Origin of the sequence: Streptomyces sp. TLI_105 (genome assembly GCF_900105415.1) — a bacterium.
In the GTDB taxonomy this organism is placed as follows: domain Bacteria; phylum Actinomycetota; class Actinomycetes; order Streptomycetales; family Streptomycetaceae; genus Streptomyces.
On sequence record NZ_FNSM01000001.1, the window covers coordinates 2,933,078 to 2,952,375 of the forward strand.

19 protein-coding genes are annotated in these 19,298 nt (G+C 74.0%); 6 read left to right on the top strand and 13 right to left on the bottom strand.

What is annotated here, in order from left to right:
* Positions 1-11 precede the first annotated feature (11 nt).
* Positions 12-596, bottom strand: coding sequence for a DNA-3-methyladenine glycosylase I (locus BLW86_RS13210; RefSeq protein ID WP_093874220.1), 585 nt, complete (start codon positions 594-596; stop codon positions 12-14).
* On the bottom strand, positions 593-925 hold the full coding sequence (locus tag BLW86_RS13215) for a hypothetical protein (protein WP_093874221.1): 333 nt from the start codon (positions 923-925) through the stop codon (positions 593-595). The genes BLW86_RS13210 and BLW86_RS13215 overlap by 4 nt, the downstream gene beginning before the upstream one ends.
* 103 nt (positions 926-1,028) lie before the next feature.
* On the opposite strand from BLW86_RS13215, the gene folP reads away from it, so the two are divergent.
* A complete protein-coding gene (gene folP / locus BLW86_RS13220) occupies positions 1,029-1,889 on the top strand; it encodes a dihydropteroate synthase (protein WP_093874222.1) in 861 nt (286 codons plus the stop codon).
* Positions 1,890-2,043: 154 nt separating this feature from the next.
* Here the strand turns inward: folP and BLW86_RS13225 are convergent, their stop codons facing one another.
* Entirely contained in the window at positions 2,044-2,793 is a 750-nt protein-coding gene (locus BLW86_RS13225; protein WP_093874223.1) for an LOG family protein, read from the bottom strand.
* 84 nt (positions 2,794-2,877) lie between these two features.
* Complete coding sequence (gene dapE / locus BLW86_RS13230) at positions 2,878-3,972, bottom strand: succinyl-diaminopimelate desuccinylase (protein WP_093874224.1); 1,095 nt, start codon at positions 3,970-3,972, stop codon at positions 2,878-2,880.
* A 29-nt stretch (positions 3,973-4,001) separates the two neighbouring features.
* Here dapE and BLW86_RS13235 point away from each other — a divergent pair, with 29 nt between their 5' ends.
* Positions 4,002-4,943, top strand: coding sequence for a VldE C-terminal domain-containing protein (locus BLW86_RS13235; RefSeq protein WP_093874225.1), 942 nt, complete (start codon positions 4,002-4,004; stop codon positions 4,941-4,943).
* An 824-nt stretch (positions 4,944-5,767) separates the two neighbouring features.
* A complete protein-coding gene (locus BLW86_RS13240) occupies positions 5,768-6,226 on the top strand; it encodes an ATP-binding protein (protein ID WP_093874226.1) in 459 nt (152 codons plus the stop codon).
* A gap of 62 nt (positions 6,227-6,288) precedes the next feature.
* Here the strand turns inward: BLW86_RS13240 and BLW86_RS13245 are convergent, their stop codons facing one another.
* Together BLW86_RS13245 and fdxA are read right to left on the bottom strand one after the other, a co-directional pair.
* Positions 6,289-7,383 (bottom strand): bifunctional succinyldiaminopimelate transaminase/glutamate-prephenate aminotransferase, encoded by a 1,095-nt coding sequence (locus tag BLW86_RS13245; protein ID WP_093874227.1) that lies wholly within the window; start codon positions 7,381-7,383, stop codon positions 6,289-6,291.
* 82 nt (positions 7,384-7,465) lie between these two features.
* Complete coding sequence (fdxA, locus tag BLW86_RS13250) at positions 7,466-7,786, bottom strand: ferredoxin (RefSeq protein WP_015035968.1); 321 nt, start codon at positions 7,784-7,786, stop codon at positions 7,466-7,468.
* Between the two features lie 112 nt (positions 7,787-7,898).
* Between fdxA and BLW86_RS13255 the strand changes: the two genes are divergently transcribed.
* A complete protein-coding gene (locus tag BLW86_RS13255) occupies positions 7,899-8,900 on the top strand; it encodes a GNAT family N-acetyltransferase (protein ID WP_093874228.1) in 1,002 nt (333 codons plus the stop codon).
* Positions 8,885-9,772: a transglutaminase family protein gene (locus tag BLW86_RS13260; RefSeq protein WP_371129480.1), complete on the top strand. Its 888-nt coding sequence runs from the start codon at positions 8,885-8,887 to the stop codon at positions 9,770-9,772. The genes BLW86_RS13255 and BLW86_RS13260 overlap by 16 nt, the downstream gene beginning before the upstream one ends.
* Before the next feature lie 93 nt (positions 9,773-9,865).
* Here the strand turns inward: BLW86_RS13260 and BLW86_RS13265 are convergent, their stop codons facing one another.
* The 4 genes from BLW86_RS13265 to BLW86_RS13285 form a co-directional block, all read right to left on the bottom strand.
* Complete coding sequence (locus tag BLW86_RS13265; protein ID WP_256341299.1) at positions 9,866-12,121, bottom strand: hypothetical protein; 2,256 nt, start codon at positions 12,119-12,121, stop codon at positions 9,866-9,868.
* 176 nt (positions 12,122-12,297) lie between these two features.
* Positions 12,298-12,669, bottom strand: coding sequence for a DUF6113 family protein (locus BLW86_RS13275; RefSeq protein ID WP_093874231.1), 372 nt, complete (start codon positions 12,667-12,669; stop codon positions 12,298-12,300).
* Positions 12,666-13,556, bottom strand: coding sequence for an N-acetyl-1-D-myo-inositol-2-amino-2-deoxy-alpha-D-glucopyranoside deacetylase (gene mshB / locus BLW86_RS13280; RefSeq protein WP_093874232.1), 891 nt, complete (start codon positions 13,554-13,556; stop codon positions 12,666-12,668). Before mshB ends, BLW86_RS13275 begins: the two co-directional genes overlap by 4 nt.
* Before the next feature lie 26 nt (positions 13,557-13,582).
* Positions 13,583-13,777, bottom strand: coding sequence for a hypothetical protein (locus tag BLW86_RS13285; RefSeq protein WP_015035959.1), 195 nt, complete (start codon positions 13,775-13,777; stop codon positions 13,583-13,585).
* 177 nt (positions 13,778-13,954) lie between these two features.
* Between BLW86_RS13285 and BLW86_RS13290 the strand changes: the two genes are divergently transcribed.
* Positions 13,955-16,123, top strand: coding sequence for a S9 family peptidase (locus BLW86_RS13290; RefSeq protein ID WP_093874233.1), 2,169 nt, complete (start codon positions 13,955-13,957; stop codon positions 16,121-16,123).
* A 1-nt stretch (position 16,124) separates the two neighbouring features.
* Here BLW86_RS13290 and BLW86_RS13295 read toward each other — a convergent pair whose 3' ends face one another.
* From BLW86_RS13295 to BLW86_RS13305, 3 genes are all read right to left on the bottom strand, one after another.
* Positions 16,125-17,063 (bottom strand): hypothetical protein, encoded by a 939-nt coding sequence (locus tag BLW86_RS13295; RefSeq protein WP_256341300.1) that lies wholly within the window; start codon positions 17,061-17,063, stop codon positions 16,125-16,127.
* 212 nt (positions 17,064-17,275) lie between these two features.
* Entirely contained in the window at positions 17,276-18,319 is a 1,044-nt protein-coding gene (locus tag BLW86_RS13300) for an ABC transporter ATP-binding protein (RefSeq protein ID WP_093874235.1), read from the bottom strand.
* The gene (locus BLW86_RS13305; RefSeq protein WP_093874236.1) at positions 18,312-19,295 is read right to left on the bottom strand and encodes an ABC transporter ATP-binding protein; all 984 of its coding nucleotides are present in this window, start codon (positions 19,293-19,295) and stop codon (positions 18,312-18,314) included. The genes BLW86_RS13300 and BLW86_RS13305 overlap by 8 nt, the downstream gene beginning before the upstream one ends.
* Positions 19,296-19,298: the final 3 nt, after the last annotated feature.

Here is a 19,298-nt window from a genome sequence, read left to right on the forward strand (position 1 = left end):
GCCCGGGGCGGCTACCCGTCGCCCCGGGCCACGCAGTCCTTCAGGTGGTCGTCCACCAGCCCGCAGGCCTGCATCAGGGCGTAGGCCGTGGTGGGGCCGATGAAGCGGAGGCCGCGCTTCTTGAGGGCCTTGGAGAGGGCCGTCGACTCGTCGGTGACCGCCGGGACCTCGGCGAGCGTGCGCGGGGCGGAGCGGGTCGTCCGGTCGGGGGCGTGGGACCAGATCAGCGCGTCGAGCTCGCCCGGGGACCAGTCGGCGAGCAGCTTCGCGTTGGCCAGGGTCGCGTCGACCTTGGCACGGTTGCGGATGATGCCCTCGTCGGCGAGGAGCCGCTCGCGGTCCGCCTCGCCGAAGGCGGCGACGGAGGCGATCTCGAAGCCGGCGAAGGCACGCCGGAAGCCCTCGCGGCGGCGCAGGATCGTGATCCACGACAGGCCCGACTGGAAGGCCTCCAGGCAGAGCCGCTCGAAGAGGGCGTCGTCGCCGTGGACCGGGCGCCCCCACTCCTCGTCGTGGTACGCGACGTAGTCCTCGGTCGACAGGCCCCAGGGGCAGCGCAGCAGCCCGTCGGGCCCGGGGATCGCCTCGCCCGTCACTTCTCGCCGCCCTCCGCGCCGGCGTCACCGGCGCCGCCCGCGCCCGCGAGCGCCTCCTCCAGCTCGGCGATCCGGGCGTCGCGCTCGGCGAGTTCGGCGCCGAGGCGCACGAGGACGTCGTCCACGTCGGCCATCCGGTAGCCGCGGGGCGCGACGGGGAGGCGGAGCGCCTCGACGTCGGCGCGGTCCACCGGGCGGGCGACCGGAAGCGGGTCGACGAGCTGCTCGGGCGCCACCTCGGGCAGCACCTCGCTGTCGCCGCCGCCGACCACGGCGAGGGTCACCGCGGCCACGACCACGACCATCGTGATGAGCAGAAACCAGAACACCTGCGCGCCTCTCCCCGGAGTGGAAAACGTCCCGTGCCGATCGTGCCATGCGCCACCGACGGTTAGGGTCACAGGCGAACGGACGCGAGGGAGGACAAAAGGGATGCTGCGCTTGGGACGGCGTGAATTCGGGCCGCACGAGCCGGTGATCATGGCGATCGTGAACCGGACCCCGGACTCCTTCTACGACCAGGGCGCGACCTTCCGGGACGAGCCCGCGCTCGCCCGGGTCGAGCAGGCCGTGGCGGAGGGGGCGGCGATCATCGACATCGGCGGGGTGAAGGCGGGCCCCGGCGAGGAGGTGACGGCCGAGGAGGAGGCGCGGCGCACGGTCGGTTTCGTCGCCGAGGTCCGCAGGCGCCATCCCGACGTCGTGATCAGCGTCGACACCTGGCGGGCGGACGTCGGCGAGGCGGTCTGCGAGGCCGGGGCGGACGTCCTCAACGACGCGTGGGGCGGGGTCGACCCGCGGCTCGCGGAGGTCGCCGCGAAGCACGGGGCGGGGCTCGTCTGCACGCACGCGGGCGGCGCGGAACCGCGGACCCGGCCGCACCGGGTGGAGTACGAGGACGTGATGGCCGACATCCTGCGGGTCACGGTGGGTCTCGCGGAGCGCGCGGCCTCGCTCGGCGTGCGGCGGGACGGGATCATGATCGACCCCGGTCACGACTTCGGGAAGAACACCCGGCACAGCCTGGAGGCGACGCGTCGGCTCGGGGAGATGGCGGCGACGGGGTGGCCGGTGCTGGTGTCCCTGTCCAACAAGGACTTCGTGGGTGAGACCCTCGACCGGCCGGTCAAGGAGCGGGTCCTCGGGACCCTGGCCACGACGGCGGTCTCCGCGTGGCTCGGGGCGCAGGTGTACCGGGTCCACGAGGTCGCCGAAACCCGTCAGGTGCTCGACATGGTGGCGTCCATCGCCGGTCACCGTCCGCCGGCGGTCGCCCGGCGCGGGCTGGCGTAGCCCCGCTCCTGCGGCCCGGTGGTCGGTTGTGGCCGACCCCTCCCCCAAGCTCTCGGCTTCGCTCCAGCAGGGGGACCCCCGTCGCCCTGGGGGCACCTCCCGGACGGGGTCCGGGGGAGGAACGCCTGTCACAACCGACCGGCGCCGGTCGGCCTCAGCGGCCCACTTCCTTCGTCACCAGGGTCACCGCCTCCTCCACGTCGTCCGTGACGTGGAAGAGGAGGAGGTCGTGCTCCGAGGCCTTGCCGCCCGCCACGACCGAGTCGCGCAGCCAGTCGACCAGGCCCTTCCAGTACTCCGTGCCGAAGAGCACGATCGGGAAGCGGGTGACCTTCCGGGTCTGGACCAGGGTCAGCGCCTCGAAGAGCTCGTCGAGGGTGCCGAGGCCGCCGGGCAGGACGACGAAGCCCTGCGCGTACTTCACGAACATCGTCTTGCGGACGAAGAAGTAGCGGAAGTTCACGCCGATGTCGACGTGCGGGTTGAGCCCCTGCTCGAAGGGGAGCTCGATGCCGAGGCCCACCGAGACGCCCCTGGCCTCCCTGGCCCCCTTGTTGGCCGCCTCCATGGCGCCCGGCCCGCCGCCCGTGATGACGGCGAACCCCGCCTCGACGAGCGCCCGGCCGATCCGTACGCCCGCCTCGTACTCCGGCGAGTCCGGCCTCGTACGGGCCGAGCCGAAGACGCTGATCGCGCTCGGCAGCTCGGCGAGGGCGCCGAAGCCCTCGACGAACTCGGACTGGATGCGCATGACCCGCCAGGGGTCGGTGTGCACCCACTCCGAGTCGCCCTCGGTGTCGAGCAGCCGCTGGTCCGTGGTGCCCGGCTGGATCTGGTCCCTGCGCCTGAGCACCGGCCCGAGCCGCTGCTCCTCCGGCTTCGTCTCCCCCTCGGGGACACCCATGGCCTGCTCCCTCCGTCGAACCGACGATCTTCTGCTGGGGTCAGCGTAGGACCACGGAGGTGACGAAATGCGAAATTACGGAAGTCAGGCGGTCAGCCAGTCGCGGAGCCGTGCCTCGCAGTGGTGGATGCGGTCGACGTGGACGTGCTCGTCGCGCTTGTGGGCGTACAGGGGGTCGCCGGGGCCGTAGTTGACGGCGGGCACGCCGAGGGCGCTGAAGCGGGCCACGTCGGTCCAGCCGAACTTGGGCTGCGCGCTGCCGCCGACGGCCTTCATGAAGGCCTCGGCCGCGGGGTGGGAGAGGCCGGGCAGGGCGCCCGGGCTCTCGTCGTCGACGACGAACTCGGCGATGTCGCAGCCGTCGAAGAACTCGCGGACGTACGCCAGGGCCTCGGCCGGGGAGCGGTCGGGGGCGTACCGGTAGTTGACGGTGACGGCGCAGGCGTCGGGGATGACGTTGGTGGCGACGCCGCCCTCGATCCGCACGGCGTTGAGGCCCTCGTGGTACTGGAGGCCGTCGATGACCGGCTTGCGCGGCTCGTAGGCGGCGAGGCGGTCGAGGATCGGGGCGGCGGTGTGGATGGCGTTGGAGCCCATCCAGGAGCGCGCGGAGTGGGCGCGCTCGCCGGCGGTGTGCAGGATGACGCGCAGGGTGCCCTGGCAGCCGCCCTCGACCTGGCCGTCGGAGGGTTCGAGGAGGACGGCGAAGTCGCCTTCCAGCCAGTCGGGGTGCGCGGCGGCGACCTTGCCGAGGCCGTTGAGGTCGGCGGCGACCTCCTCGTTGTCGTAGAAGACGAAGGTGAGGTCGCGGTTGGGCTCGGGGACGGTGGCGGCGATGCGCAGCTGGACCGCCACCCCGGACTTCATGTCGGAGGTGCCGCAGCCCCACAGGATGCCGTCCTCGTCGAGCCGCGAGGGCACGTTGTCGGCGATCGGCACGGTGTCGATGTGGCCGGCGAGGACGACGCGCTCGTCGCGGCCGAGGTTCGTCCGGGCGACGACGTTGTTGCCGTACCGGTCGACGGTGAGGTGCGGCAGGAGGCGCAGGGCCCCCTCGATCGCGTCGGCGAGCGGCTTCTCGGTCCCGCTGACGGAGGGGAAGTCGATGAGGGCGGCGGTGAGCGCCGCCCCGTCCAGGGAGAGGTCGAGGGGGGCGTCGGGCGGGGTGATGTCAGCCATGTGCCGACCCTAACGCGGCCTCCAGTACGGTGGGCCCCGTGTCCGAGCCCACCCGCCCCCGCCGCCGCGGCCGCCGCGCCCGTTCCGCGGCCGCCTTCGCCGTGCTCCTCGGCCTCTCCGCGTACGTGGCCGTCCACCAGATGACGGGGAGCACGGGGGCACCCCGGTGCAGTGTGGGCAGTGGGGACAACCGCTACGAGTTCACTCCGGAGCAGGCGTCCAACGCGGCGATGATCGCGGCGGCGGGCACCACCCGGGGGCTGCCGGAGCGGGCCGTGACGATCGCGCTCGCGACCGCGCTGCAGGAGTCCGCGCTGCGGAACATCGAGCACGGCGACCGGGACTCGCTGGGGCTCTTCCAGCAGCGGCCCTCGCAGGGCTGGGGGACGCCGGCGCAGATCATGGACCCGGTGTACTCGGCGGGGAAGTTCTACGAGGGCCTGGAGAAGGTCCCGGGGTACTCGCGGCTGCCGCTGACGGTGGCGGCGCAGAAGGTGCAGCGGAGCGGTTTCCCGCAGGCGTACGCGAAGCACGAGCCGGACGCCGCGCTGCTGTCGGCGGCGCTCACGGGACGGTCCCCGGCGGCGCTGATCTGTACGGCGAGCGCGGCGAAGGGCCGGCCGGGCGATCCGGAGCAGGTGCGCCGGGAGCTGGTGCGGTCGTTCGGCGAGAAGGCGGCGCCGAAGGCCGTGACGGGCGGCCCGAGCGCGGGCCGCTCTGCCTCGGAGCCGCCGGTGCTCGTGGTGCCGGTCCGGGGGGCGACGGGCGCGGGGAGCGCGCCGGGGGCCGGCTCGGACGAGCGGCGCGGCTGGGAGCTGGCGCAGTGGGCGGTGGCGAGGGCGGACACGCTGCGCATCAGGGAGGTCTCGTTCGGCGACCGCGTCTGGCGCGCGGGCGAGGCGGACGGAGGCTGGTCGAAGTCCTCACCGACCGGCACCGGCACGTCGGTCCGCATGCGACTGGCGCAGTAGCCGCAGGGCGGCGACCTTCCCGCGTACGACCGGCGCAGTGGCCGCGGGGCGGCGGCCCGCCCGCGTACGACCGGCGCACCGGCTGCCAGAACGGCGCACACAGGGGTGCGGGCTCACGCGGGGACCGCCGGAACGGCGCGCCTTTCCGCGTACGGCTGACACAAGGGCCGACGGGGCGGCAGCCCGCCCGACCACGGCCGGCGCTCCGACCCCCGGAACGACACCCGCACGCGTACGGGCTCACGCGGCGACCGCCCGGACGGCGACCTGCCCGCGTGCGGGCGGCGCAAGGGCCTGCGAGGCGGCCGTATGCGACTGGGCAGTCGGCGGTGACGGTCCCGCCGCACCCGACTCGCGCAGCAGCCGCGCGCCGGCCGGAGCGGCGGGGCCGTCGCGTACGACCCGCCCGGTAGCCGCCGGGGCGGCTTTCCGGGCGCGGCCGGTGCGGTGGGCGCCGGGGCGGCGGCGCACGCGGCCGCTCACACGGCCGCGCCGGAGGCGGCCGGGCCTGCCACACGCGGCTCGATCGTGTCGCGCACCCGTGCGGGGCGTCACCCGGTCGTGGCACGGGCCGGGGTCGGGGCGGGAGGAATTGGCGGGGGCTTCGCGGCGCCTTTCCCAGCCGTCACCCCTCCCCCTCGCACCCCTTGGCACACAAGGGAAGTGACGGTTCGGCAGAGCCCCTCACAATGACACGTTCGTCCGTTTTCCTCCCCACCCGACAATACGACGCATTGCCAACTCTTTACCTTCGGTCGCCGAAACCTCCCCCGCCCCAGGGCCGGTTGTCACCGCGTAATCGTCCTCTTCGTCGAAGGAGCACCATGTCCCTCTCCCTGACCCGCCGGATCGCCCGTGCCGCCCTCATCGTCGCGGCCGGAGCAGCCCCCGTGGTCGGTGCGGCCGGCTCCGCGAGCGCTCTGGACAACAGCCTCGCGCCGGCCGGTGCCCTCGGCGGCGTGACCGCCCTGGACGCCGCCGGGGCGGGCAGCGCCGTCGACAGCGCCTCGCAGACCGCGACCGGCGTGGTCGGCGGGACCGGCAGCAAGGCCGTCGGCACCGCCGTCCCGGCCGCGGGCAAGACCCTCGGCACGGCCGGCAAGACCGCCACCCCCGCCGCCCAGGAGGTCGTCGGCAAGACGGCGGGCAGCACGGGCGAGGTCGTCGGCCAGACCGCCGGCGCCGCCGCCGAGAGCGCCGAGGGCCCCACCGGCGGCGCCCTGGGCGGTGGCCTCGGCGGCCTGCCGACCGGCCAGACCCTCGGCGGCCTGCCGATCGGCTGACCCGCACCAGGACGCACGGAGGGCCCGGGGAGCACCTGCTCCTCGGGCCCTCCGGCACTCGCTCAGCCCAGGCGCTTGACCGCGGCCTCGACCCGCTCGTCCGTCGCCGTGAACGCCACCCGCACGAACCGCTCCCCGGCCTCGCCGTAGAAGTCGCCGGGCGCCACCAGGATGCCCTTCTCCGCCAGGTACGCCACCGTCTCCCAGCACGGCTCGCCCCGGGTCGCCCACAGGTACAGGCTCGCCTCGCTGTGCTCGATCCGGAAGCCGTGCGCCTCCAGGGCCGCCCGCAGCGCCGTGCGCCGGGCCGCGTACCGCTCCCGCTGCTCGGCCACGTGCGCGTCGTCGCCGAGCGCCGCGACCGTCGCCGCCTGCACCGGGGCGGCGGTCATCATGCCGCCGTGCTTGCGGATCTGGAGCAGCTCGCCCAGGACGGCCGCGTCGCCCGCGATGAACGCGGCCCGGTAGCCCGCCAGGTTGGAGCGCTTGGACAGCGAGTGGACCGCGACGATCCCCTCGTAAGAACCGCCGCAGACGTCCGGGTGCAGGACCGAGACCGGGTCGGCCTCCCAGCCCAGCTCCAGGTAGCACTCGTCCGAGAAGACGAGGACGCCGTGCTCGCGCGCCCAGGCCACGATCCGGGTCAGCTCGTCCTTGGCGAGGACCTTGCCGGTCGGGTTGGACGGGGAGTTGAGCCAGAGGAGCCTCAGGCCGGCCGGGTCGAGCTCCGTGGGGTCGTCGTAGACGACGGGCGTCGCGCCGCAGAGCCGCGCCCCCACCTCGTACGTCGGGTACGCAAGCCGCGGGTAGGCGACCACGTCGCCCGCGCCGAGCCCCAACTGCGTCGGCAGCCAGGCCACCAGCTCCTTGGAGCCGACCACCGGGAGCACGTTCTCGTGGGCGAAGTCCACCGCGCCCAGGCGCCGCTCGCACCAGCCGGTGAGCGCGTCCCGCAGTTCCTTCGTGCCCCACACCGTGGGATAGCCCGGCGAGTCGGCGGCCGCGACCAGGGCCTCCTGGATCAGCGCGGGGACCGGGTCCACGGGCGTGCCGACGGACAGGTCCACGATTCCGTCCGGGTGGGTCAGGGCCGTCTTCTTGTACGGCTCCAGCTTGTCCCAGGGGAAGACGGGAAGGCGCGAAGAGACTGCGCTCACGGGTTGGCTCACTTCCTCGTGCGTACGGAAAACGCTTCGGTCCCGCACGGCGGCGAGGCCGTACGGGACCGAGGGCGAACGATCAGCCGTTCTGCGGCGGCAGGGCGGCGATGAAGGGGTGGTCGCGCTCGATCTCGCCGAGCTTGGAGGCACCACCGGGCGAACCGAGCTCGTCGAAGAACTCGACGTTCGCCTTGTAGTAGTCCTTCCACTCCTCCGGGGTGTCGTCCTCGTAGAAGATCGCCTCGACCGGGCAGACCGGCTCACAGGCCCCGCAGTCGACGCATTCGTCCGGGTGGATGTACAAGGACCGCTTGCCCTCGTAGATGCAGTCGACGGGGCACTCCTCGATGCACGCCTTGTCCTTGACGTCGACACAAGGCTGCGCGATGACGTAGGTCACGCTGTCGTTCCTCCTCGATAGGGCTGGTCTGCGCGGGAGCGCGGCGTCGTCGATGCCCGCACCTAGTATCTCCGTTCTTGGGGGCGATCCGAACAGGAGGGGCGGAGAAGCTGTGGAAATCACCGGCGGAGGGCGTCTTGAAGTGCGAATCACCAGCGCTGACGTGGGAAAACGTGTCTCCGTTCGGTACGTGACGGACTCGGCGCAGTCGGGTGAGAAGTTCACCGACGCGGTCGGGGTTCTCACATCATGGGACAACCATGTGCTGCTGATCACACGAAAGAACGGCGAGAGCGTCCGCATCCCGGAATCCGCGCTGGCCGCGGGGAAGGTCGTCCCGGCCGCCCCCGCCCGCCGCCGCGGTCCCTCCGCCACCTTCGCGGAACTCGCCCGCGCCACCGCGCGCGCGTGGCAGCCGGTCGAGAGCGAGCCCCTCGGCGAGTGGACCCTGCGGGCCTCCGACGGATTCACCCGGCGCGCCAACTCGGTCCTCGCGCTCGGCGATCCGGGGCTGCCGGTCGCCGAGGCCCTGGCGCACGCGCGCGCGTGGTACGCGGCCCGGAAGCTTCCCGCGTACGTCCAGGCCGCCACCGGCGCCGAGGGCACCCAAGAGCTGCTGTGCGCCGCCCTCGACCGGCACGGCTGGCGGCGCGAGGTCTCCGCCGAGGTACGGATCGGGGCGCTGGCCCCGATCGGCGACCTGGACGCCGACGTCTCCGCCGTACGCCTCTCCCGGACGGTCGACGAGGCCTGGCTGCACCGCTACCAGCGCTTCGAGGAGGCGAGTCCGGCCGTCCGGTCCGTCCTCGCGTCCGGTCCGAGCGTGTGGTTCGCGTCCGTCGAGGGCACGGAAGGGGTGCCGGCGGCGATCGGACGCTGCGTGGTCGACGGCCGCTGGGCCGGCTTCATGGCGGTCGAGGTCGACCCCGGCCGGCGCCGCCGGGGCCTGGCGACGTCGGTCATGACGGCGCTCGCCCGGCAGGCGCTCGACGAGGGCGCGTCGGCGGCCTGGCTCCAGGTGGAGGCGGACAACGACGCCGCGCGGGCGCTGTACGACGGGATGGGCTTCGCGCCCCACCACCACTACCACCACTACCGATGGGTCGAGGCGTGACGGAGGACGTACCACCACCGGGCGGGCCGGCGGGCGCGTCCGAGGAGCCGGACCGGGACGACTGGCGGCGGGAGTTCGCCGAGGAGGCCCGCGCCGAGCGGCCCGACCTCGCCCGGCTCTGCCTGCTGATCGGCGCGGTGGCCGACCCCTCCGTCACCCGGCGCGTCCTCGACGAGGCCGAGATCGAACTCGACCGGCTCGCCGGGCTCGTCCCGTACGCGACCCGGCTCACCGGCGACTGGGCCGTCGAACTCGCCGCGCTCCTCGGCCGCCACGAGGGCTTCGAGGGCGTGCCGGCCGACTACCAGCGCCTGGAGTCCTCGCTGCTGCACGAGGTGCTCCGGCGCCGCCGGGGCCTGCCCATCCTGCTCTCCGTCGTCTGGATGGAGGTCGCCCGCCGGGCCGGTGCCCCGGTGTACGGGCTCGGACTGCCCGGCCACTTCGTCGTCGGCTTCGGCGACCCGGCCGACCTGCACCTCGCCGACCCGTTCGCGGGCGGCCGGGCGATGACGGGCGCGGACGCCGAGCTCCTGGTGGCGAGCGCGACGGGCGAGGCGCTGGACCGCTCGATGCTCCGCCCCGCCGAGCCCGGCGCGATCGTCCTGCGGATCCTCAACAACATCCGCGCCTGGGCGGCCCCCCGCCCCGAGCGCTCCGACGTGGCCCTGTGGGCCGTGGAACTCGCCCTGCTCCTCCCCTCCCACCCGGCGAGACTCCGCTACGAACGGGCCGAGCTGCTCGTCCAGCGCGGGGAGTTCCTCACGGGGGCGGTGGAGATGGAGGCGTACGCCCAGGTGATGGACGCGGTGGACCCGGACTCGGCGACGACGATCCGCCGCCGGGCCCAGGCGGCACGGGCACGGCTCAACTGAGGGCGGTCGCCGGGTCCTGTCCTGCGCGCCGGTCGTACGCGCGAGCCCCCGTCCCTGGGCGGGGCGGGGGCTCGGAGTGGGGGCGCGGGGCGGTCAGCCCTCGCCGGTGAGGTCGATCGTCTTCGTGCGCTCCGCGAGGGTCTTGCCCCTCAGGGCGTCGCGCATCACGAAGGCCACGTCGTCGGCGGAGACCTGGTGCTTGGTGCCGTCGCCCTTGGTGATCATGACGCCGTCGAAGGCTCCGTCGAGGAGCCGCTCGATCGCCTTCTTGTCGTAGACCTCGACCAGCCGGCCGTCGACGGCCTTCATGGAGAGGATCTGCGGCAGCGACCGCGCCGGGCCGAAGTCGATGTGCCTGCCGCCCGCCTGGATCCTGATCAGGCCGGACATGGCGGGCTTCGCGAACTCCTTCATCGCCCGGTCCAGCTCGGCCTTGCTGACCGTCGGACGGCGGGTGGTGACCGGCAGCTCGACCAGCTTGTTCTGGCCGGTCTCGACCTGGGCGCGGAAGGCGTCCTGGACGGAGATCATCGAGCGCTGGACGTCCAGGCCCTGGCCGGGCTTGCCCTCGACCGGGGTCACCTTGTTCGGGGCGAAGAGGATCGTGCCCTCGGTCGCCGACGCGGAGCTGCCGGCCAGGTCCGTCAGGGCGACGGCGAGCTTCTCCTTGTCGACGGGGAACACCGGCTTCGCGACCCGCTCCTCGCCGAAGAGGGAGCCGATGACCGAGACCGGGTTGTAGTCGCTGCCGGCCGCCGCGCGGACGGTCTCCTGGCTGTCGAGCGCCAGGCCCGCCTTGTCCGGGGCCAGCTGGACCTTCTTGCCGCCGACGCCGAGCTGGAGCGGGGTGGTGGCCCGCTTGCCGAACACCGCGTCCAGCTTCTCGACGGCCTCCTCCTTCGTGCCGCCGCCGATGTCCACGCCGAGCACCGTGGTGCCCTTGGGGACGTCGGAGTGGTTGAGGAGCAGTCCCGCGCCGTAGGCGACGCCGACGATGCCCAGGATTCCGGCGGCGGCGAGGACCAGCTTGGAGCGGCCCTTCTTCGCCGGGGCGCGGCCGGCCGCCGCTGTCTGGCGCGGCGCCGGCGCGGGGGCCGGGCTCGCGTGCTCCTCGATGCGCGGGGTCAGGTTCGGGCGGGCCGCCGTCGGCGGGACCACGGGGATGCCGCTGGTGAGCGTGTCCCCGGAGATGTGGGCGCCGTGGTCGCCCGTCGCGCCCGGCCCGGGCCTGGGCGCCGGGGCGGGCTGCTGGGGCGTCAGGATCGCGGTGTCGTCGGACATGCGGGGCGCGCCGCCACCGGGGGCGAACGGGGAGCCCGCACCCTGGTTGCCGCCGAAGGGGCGGGGGGCGCCGGGGCCGCCGAGGGAGGCGGTGCCGGTGACCGGTCCCGTGGTGGGGCCGGTGGGCGCCGCCGGGGCGCCGGGAGCGCCCTGACCGCCCGGGCGGCCCGGGCCGCGGTGGGCGGGCGTGCCGGCGGCCGGGGTCCCGTCGTACAGGGGCGTGCCGGCGGCGGGAGTGCCGTCGTACATCGGAGTGCCCGCGGCGGGCGTGCCGTCGTACATCGGCGTACCGCCGGCCGGAGTCCCGTTGTACATCGGCGTGCCGCCGGCAGGGGTCCCGTTGTGCATCGGGGTGCCGCCGGCCGGGGTCCCGTCGTACAGGGGCGTGCCCCCCGCAGGGGTCCCGTCGTACATCGGGGTGCCGCCGGCCGGGGTGCCGGTCTCGTACAGCGGGTTGCCCGGCGGTGTCGGGGCGGACGCGGTGACCGGGCGGCTCGACGGGGTGGTGCCGACCGTCGGGACGCCCGAGGTCGCCGAGCCCGCGAAGCCCGTGCCCGGGGCGTCCGGGCCCGCCGGCGCCGGGGCGGCCTTGGCCGCCGGCGTGGGCGTGGGGGCAGGGGCGGGGGCGGGAGTCGGGCTGGGGGCCGCCGCCTTGCGGGGAGCGAACCAGTCGCTCGTCTCCTTCGCCTTCGGCGCCTGCGGGGCCTCCTCGGCCGCCCGCGGGGGCTCCGGGGCCGGGGCCACCGGCTCGGGCTCCGGTTCCGGCTGCGCGACGGGCTCGGGGTCCGGGGCGGACGTCTCGTTGACCGTCTTGCGGACCACGACCGGCGGGATCGGACGCGAACCCGGGATGTTGATCCGGATCCGGGTCGTCAGCGTCGTCTCGGTCTTGGGCTCCTCCGGCGGTGCGGGCGCGGCGGCGGTCTCCTCCGGCGCGTCCTGCGTGGGGTGGAGCGACGGATACTGGCGGGATCCGTACGGCGGGGTACCCGAGGGGTACGCGGCTCCCCCGCGCCCCTGGGCGCCGGAGGACGAACTGTCAGTCTCTCGACCAGTTTCACGACTCAAAGCAGGATCTCCCGGTTGGCTCCACCGCCCGCTCTTGCTGATGCTCGTGTTGACCCGGGCGGTTCGGCGGCGCGCACCACCATACTGAACGCCGCCGACTCATACCCGACCCCCGGGCGAAGGACGACGGGCAATCCGGCCGAAGTCAGGACGTCCCCGGCCTCAAGTCGTCCTGCTCACGGGGCCGGTCGCGGCAGCCGGGGCAGAGTGGCGCACATCACAGCGAGCGCCATGCCCCCGAAGAGGAAGAGCAGCTCGCCGGCGCCTCCGCCGAACACGCCGTCGCCCTCGGGGCGTCCGAGGCTGAGCAGGATGACGGCGACGAGCCAGCCGGCGGCGGCGGAGGCGACGCCGACCTGGGTGCCGGTGGCGCGGAGCCCTCCGTAGAAGAGGCCGGCGACGGCGAGGAGCGCGAGGAGCAAGCCGCCGGGGAACCAGGCGGCTTGGACGAGGGCTCCGGCGGCGCCGACGAGGGCGCCGAGGACGAGCAGGACGCCGTACGAGACGTACCTGATCCCCGGGGAGGGAGCGGGAGAGGCGGTGCTCACGTGGTCACCCCCGCGAAGAGGTCCGTCTCGCGCTCGCCCTCGGGGGCGCCCGACGCGCCCTGGACCAGTTCGTAGTACTCGGTGGTGAAGATCGGCTGGGCGAGGTCGTTGGAGAGGGCGAAGAAGGGACCGTCGACGGCGACTTGGGTGGCGTGCGCGGCCATCGCGGCGCTCTTGCGGGCGGCGTACGCGGGGTCGGCGGCGATCTCGGTGGTGATCCGGTCCTCGTCGACGACGCCGGGGACGTCGTCGACGGCGGCGACGGCCGGGAAGACGGAGCCCTCTGCGCGGAGCCGGGCGAATCCGGCCTCGGCGACGGGGCGCGGGACGCGGTTCCAGTAGATCTTGGCGATCGTGTGGGCCGGTCCGAGGTCGGGGCGGTAGTCCGGGTCGGCGGCGAGTTCGGCGGCGCGGGTGGCGACCCGGTGGGCCTGGATGTGGTCGGGGTGGCCGTAGCCGCCGTCGGGGTCGTAGGTGACGAGGACCTGCGGACGGGTCTCGCGGATCACCTCGACGAGGTGGGGCGCGGCGGTGTCGACGTCGGTGTTCCAGAAGGCGCCCGCGCGCTTGTTCTGCTCGGCGCCCATCATTCCGGAGTCGCGGAAGCGGCCGGGGCCGCCGAGGAAGCGGTGGTCGGTGACGCCCAGCTCGGTCATCGCGGCGGCGAGTTCGCCGATCCGGTGCGGGCCGAGCCGGTCCTCCCGGTCGGGGGCCAGGTGGGCGAGGTCGGGCGGGATGACCTCGCCCTCCTCGCCGAGCGTGCAGGTGACGAGGGTGACGAGGGCGCCCTCGGCCGCGTACCTGGCCATGGTGGCGCCGTTGTTGATCGACTCGTCGTCCGGGTGCGCGTGCACGAGCAGCAGACGGCGGGCGGGGAGATCGGACATGCCCCCCACCCTACGAGGTCAGGCCGTCAGAACTTGAGGCCGCCGATCATGCCCGCCACGTTGGTGGTGAGGGTGCTGATGGAGGGGGCGATGGAGGAGCTCGCCAGGTAGAAGCCCAGGAGCGCGCAGACCGCCGCATGTCCAGCCTTCAGCCCGGATTTCCGGATCAGCAGGAAGACGACGATCGCCAGCAGCACCACCACGGAGATCGAGAGTGCCACGGCGGTTCACCTCCACCTTCGGTCGGATATTCGAGCGGTTCGGTCGATCAGCATGTGCCAGAGGGCATGCCAGTCCGATGCATACCCACCTAGCGCTACGGATCATAACTATCCGTGCGGCCGCATCGATCGGCGGACGGAGGCACGAGGGGGGCGCACGGCGCTAGTTTCAGCCGCATGACCTTGTCTTCGCAGCAGCCGGCCACACCCTCGGCCGGGCTTTCCTTCCCCCGCCAGCACGCCAGGACCCAGCGGTTCACCCTGGGGGTCCCGCGCGGTTTCTCGGTCGCCCCGGACGGGGAGCGCGTGGTGTTCGTCAGATCCGGTTCGGGGACGGACCGTTCGCACCGGCTCTGGGTGCTGGACCTGCCCCGGGACGGCGAGCCCGGGGAGCGGGTCGTCGCCGACCCGGTGGCGCTGCTCGCGGGCGCGGAGGAGGAGTTGCCGCCGCAGGAGCGGGCGCGCCGGGAGCGGAGCCGGGAGGGCTCGGCGGGGATCGTGGCGTACGCGGTGGACGCGGCCGTGGAGTTGGCGGCGTTCGCGCTGTCGGGGCGGCTGTTCGCGGCGGAGCTGCGGGCGGGGACGGCGCGGGAGCTTCCGGTGCCGGGGCCGGTGATCGACCCCCGCCCCTCGCCGGACGGGCGGTTCGTGGCGTACGTGGCGGAGGGCGCCCTGCGGGTGGTGGGCACGGACGGCGCGGACGACCGGGCGCTGGCCGTCCCGGAGGACGAGCACGTCTCCTACGGATTGGCCGAATTCATCGCCTCGGAGGAGATGGGGCGGGAGCGCGGCCACTGGTGGTCGCCCGCCTCGGACCGGCTGCTCGTGGCGCGGGCGGACGACCGGGCGGTGCGGCGCTGGTGGATCGCGGACCCGGCGCACCCGGAGCGGGAGCCGCAGCGGGTGGGGTATCCGGCGGCGGGGACGCCCAACGCGGAGGTGCGGCTGTTCGTGATCGGCCTCGACGGGTCCCGTACGGAGGTGGTGTGGGACCGGGAGCGGTATCCGTACCTGGCGCGGGTGCACTGGTCGGCGGCCGGGGCGCCGCTGCTGCTCGTGCAGACGCGGGACCAGCGGGAGCAGCTGTTCCTGGCGGTGGACCCGGACTCGGGGAAGACGGCGACGGTACGGGCGGAGGCGGATCCGGCGTGGCTGGAGCTGCACCACGGGGTGCCGTCGTGGGGGCCGGGCGGGGGGCTTGTCCGGGTCACCGACGAGGGCGGGGCGCGGGTCCTGGCCGTCGGGGAGGAGGCGTGGACGGACGCGGGGCTGCACGTCCGGGCGGTGCTCGACGTGGGGGCGGACGACGTCCTCGTGTCGGCCTCGGCGGGTGAGGCGGCGGCGGGTCCCGAGACCGGCGAGATCCATGTGTACCGGGTGACCGGGCGGGGCGCGGAGCGGCTGACGCGGCTGTCCGAGGGCGCCGGTGTGCACGGCGCGGTGCGCTCGGGGGCGGTGACCGTCCTGGTGTCGGCGCGGCCGGAGGAGCCGGGGAGCGTGGCGCGGGTGCTGCGGGACGGCGAGCCGGTCGCGGTGGTGGCCTCGTACGCCCAGCGGCCGGTGATCTCCGCCCGGGTGCGGCTGACGGAGGCGGGGGCGCGGCGGATCCCGTGCGCGGTGCTGCTGCCCTCGGGGTACGAGGAGGGGGACGGGCCGCTGCCGGTCCTGATGGATCCGTACGGCGGGCCGCACGGGCAGCGGGTGCTCGCGGCGCACAATCCGCACCTGACCTCGCAGTGGTTCGCCGACCAGGGCTTCGCGGTGGTCGTGGCGGACGGGCGGGGCATGCCGGGCCGCTCCCCCGCCTGGGAGAAGTCGATCGCGCGGGACTTCGGGGTGACGCTCGACGACCAGGTGGAGGCACTGCGGGCGCTGGCCGGGGGCCTCCCGCTCGATCTGGACCGGGTGGCGATCCGCGGCTGGTCGTACGGCGGCTATCTGGCGGCCCGGGCGGTGCTCCAGCGGCCCGACGTCTTCCACGCGGCCGTGGTCGGGGCGCCGGTGACGGACTGGCGGCTGTACGACACGCACTACACGGAGCGGTACCTCGGCACGCCGCAGGACGATCCGGAGGTGTACGCGGCGCAGTCGCTGCTGACCGACGACGGTCTGACGGCGCCGGAGGAACCGGCCCGGCCGATGATGGTCGTGCACGGTCTCGCCGACGACAACGTGGTGGTGGGGCACGCGCTGCGGCTGTCGTCGGCGCTGCTCGCGGCGGGCCGGCCGCACGAGGTGCTGCCGCTGTCCGGGGTGACGCACATGACGCCGCAGGAGCAGGTGGCGGAGAACCTGCTGCTGCTCCAGGTGGACTTCCTGAAGCGGTCGCTCGGCATCGGGCGCTGAGTCACCAGCCGGGCGGCGTCGGGTGGGGCGGGGCCGGGGGGCGCGCCCCGGCCGCCGGGTGCGGTCCGGGCGCGGCGGCGGGGGCGCCGCGCCCGGCCAGGAGCACGAGCACCGCGAGGCCGGCGAGGAGCTCGAAGACGGGGGTGAGGACGTCCGCCGTGGCCGGGGTGGTGAGGTCGCCGAGGTGGACGAGGGTCTCGTACCGGACGGCGCGGGCGATCCCGCCGAGGCCGCCCGCCGTCAGGAGCACGGCGGCGAGGAGCCCGAAGGCCCGGGCGTGGCGGGCCCGTACGAGGCAGGAGACGGCGGCCGTGCCGTACAGCCCGGCGGCGATCGCCGACAGCCAGCCGGGCGGGGGCGCGAGGGCGGGGGCGACGACGGAGCGGCCGCCGGTGAACCGGTCGACGGTGACCTCCAGGGGGAGTTCGCCGGCCCGGTACAGCTCCCCCAGGGTCAGGAGGAGCGTGGCGGCCGCGAGGAGGATCCCGGCGGCGACGGCGGGGCCGGTCCGGGGCGGCGTGGGCCGCGGCTCGTGCGGCGCGTCCGCCGGGCGGCGGCCGACGGCGGCGGTGAGGACGAGTCCGGCGGCGAGGGCCAGTTCGAGGAGGGCGGTGACGAGGGCGCCGTTCCCGGCCGCCCAGAGCCCGGGGAGGCGCAGGGCGAGGGTGGCCGTCCCGGTGGCGGCGAGGGCGGAGGCCGCGTGCCGGGAGCGGAGCGCGGCGACGGCGGTGGCGGCGTAGGCGGCGAGGAGCACGGGGTCGAGCAGGGAGGTGGTGGACCGTCCCCGGGTCGGTAAGCGGTGGTCCCCGGCCCAGTACCAGGCGAGGTCGGCGGGCGAGCCGAGCACGGCGAGGTCCTGGAGGATCCACACGGCGGCGATGAGGGCGAGCGCGGCGCAGAGCGCGGCGCCGGTGAGACGTGCCGGTCGTGTCACAGTCACGGTCCCGATACTCATCGTCGCGACCGACCGGGACAAGCGGTTCTGCGTGAACAGTGGATGGTGGCCGGCCGGGGCGGCATGGTGCGCCCCGGCCGGCTCACGGCACCCGCACGGGCCGTATGCCGACGATCCTGCCCTGTCCGTATATCGGATCCGTTTCCGCGGAGTTGCCTGTCGGTTAGGGCCTGTCCGGCCCTGGTCCGCCGGACCCCCTAAGGCGTCTCGGGCGTCTCCGGCGGGACGACCTGCTTCTCCTCGGCGAAGTGGCAGGCGGAGTCGTGTTTCGCGGGGCTGTCCGTGAGGCGGAAGACGGCCGGGACGGCGAGGAGCGGGACCTCCAGGGCGCAGCGTTCCTGGGCCTTCCAGCAGCGGGTGCGGAAGCGGCAGCCGGAGGGGATGTTGGCCGGGGAGGGGACGTCGCCGGTGAGGATGATCCGCTCGCGGTGGGCGCGCGCCTCGGGGTCGGGGACGGGCACGGCGGAGAGCAGCGCCTGGGTGTAGGGGTGGGTGGGGTGGTCGTAGATCTGGGCGTCGGTGCCGATCTCGACGATCCGGCCGAGGTACATGACGCCGACGCGGTCAGAGATGTGCCGGACGATCGACAGGTCGTGGGCGATGAAGACGTACGACAGGGAGAACTCGGTCTGCAGGTTGTCGAGGAGGTTGACGACCTGTGCCTGGACGGAGACGTCGAGCGCGGAGACCGGCTCGTCCGCGACGATGATCTCGGGCTGGAGGGCGAGGCCGCGGGCGATGCCGATGCGCTGGCGCTGGCCGCCGGAGAACTGGTGCGGGTACCGGTTGATGTACTCCGGGTTCAGGCCGACGACGTCCAGGAGGTCCTGGACCTTGCGGCGCCGGTCGCCCTTGGGGGCGACCTCGGGGTGGATCTCGTAGGGCTCGCCGATGATGTCGCCGACGGTCATGCGCGGGTTGAGCGAGGTGTACGGGTCCTGGAAGACCATCTGGATGTTGCGGCGGACGGCCTTCAGGGCGCGCGGGGAGAGTGTGGTGATGTCCTCGCCCTTGTAGCGGATGGTTCCGGAGGTCGGCCGTTCCAGGTTGACCAGCATCTTCGCGACGGTGGACTTGCCGCAGCCGGATTCGCCGACGATGCCGAGGGTCTCGCCGGCGGCGAGGTCGAAGTCGACGCCGTCGACGGCCTTGACGGCGCCGATCTGCTTCTTGAAGAGGATGCCCTGGGTCAGCGGGTAGTGCTTGTGGAGGTCCCGGACTTCGAGAATCGCCTCAGCCATGGAGGCACTCCTTCCAGAAGTGGCAGGCGCTGGAGCGCGGCACCGGGGACTCGGTCACGTCGTACAGCGGGGGCACCTCGGTGCGGCACCGGTCCCGGGCGAGCGGGCAGCGCGGGTTGAAGGAGCAGCCGGGCGGGATGGCGAGGAGGTTGGGCGGCAGGCCCTTGATGGCGTAGAGCTCCTGGCCCTTCTGGTCGAGGCGCGGGATGGAGTCGAGCAGGCCCCGGGTGTAGGGGTGGGCGGGCGCCTTGTAGATCTCGTGCACGGGCGCCTGTTCGACGATCTTCCCCGCGTACATGACGGCGATCTTGTCGGCGACGTCGGCGACGACGCCGAGGTCGTGGGTGATGAGGATGAGGCCCATGTTGAGCTCGCGCTGGAGTTCGGCGAGGAGGTCCATGACCTGGGCCTGGACGGTGACGTCGAGGGCGGTGGTGGGCTCGTCGGCGATGATCAGTTCGGGTTCGAGGGCGAGCGCCATGGCGATCATGATGCGCTGGCGCATGCCGCCGGAGAACTGGTGGGGGTACTGGCCGACGCGTTCCTTGGCGGCGGGGATGCGGACCCGGTCCATCAGCTCGACGGCCTTGGTCCTGGCGTCCTTGCGCGACATCCCCTTGTGGACCTGGAACATCTCGCCGAGCTGGTCGCCGACGCTGATGACGGGGTTGAGGGAGGACAGCGCGTCCTGGAAGATCATCGCCATCTTGGCGCCGCGGACCTTGCGCCGCTCCTCCTCCTTGAGCTTCAGGAGGTCCTGGCCCTGGAAGAGGATCTCGCCGCCGCTGATCTTCCCGGGCGGGATGTCGAGGATGCCCATGACGGCCTGGGCGGTGACGGACTTGCCGGAGCCCGACTCGCCGAGGACGGCGAGGGTCTCCCCCGCGTCGACGGAGTAGTCGACGCCGTTGACCGCCTTGGCCACGCCGTCCCGGGTGTGGAACTCCACGTGCAGGTCGCGCACTTCGAGCAGCATGGG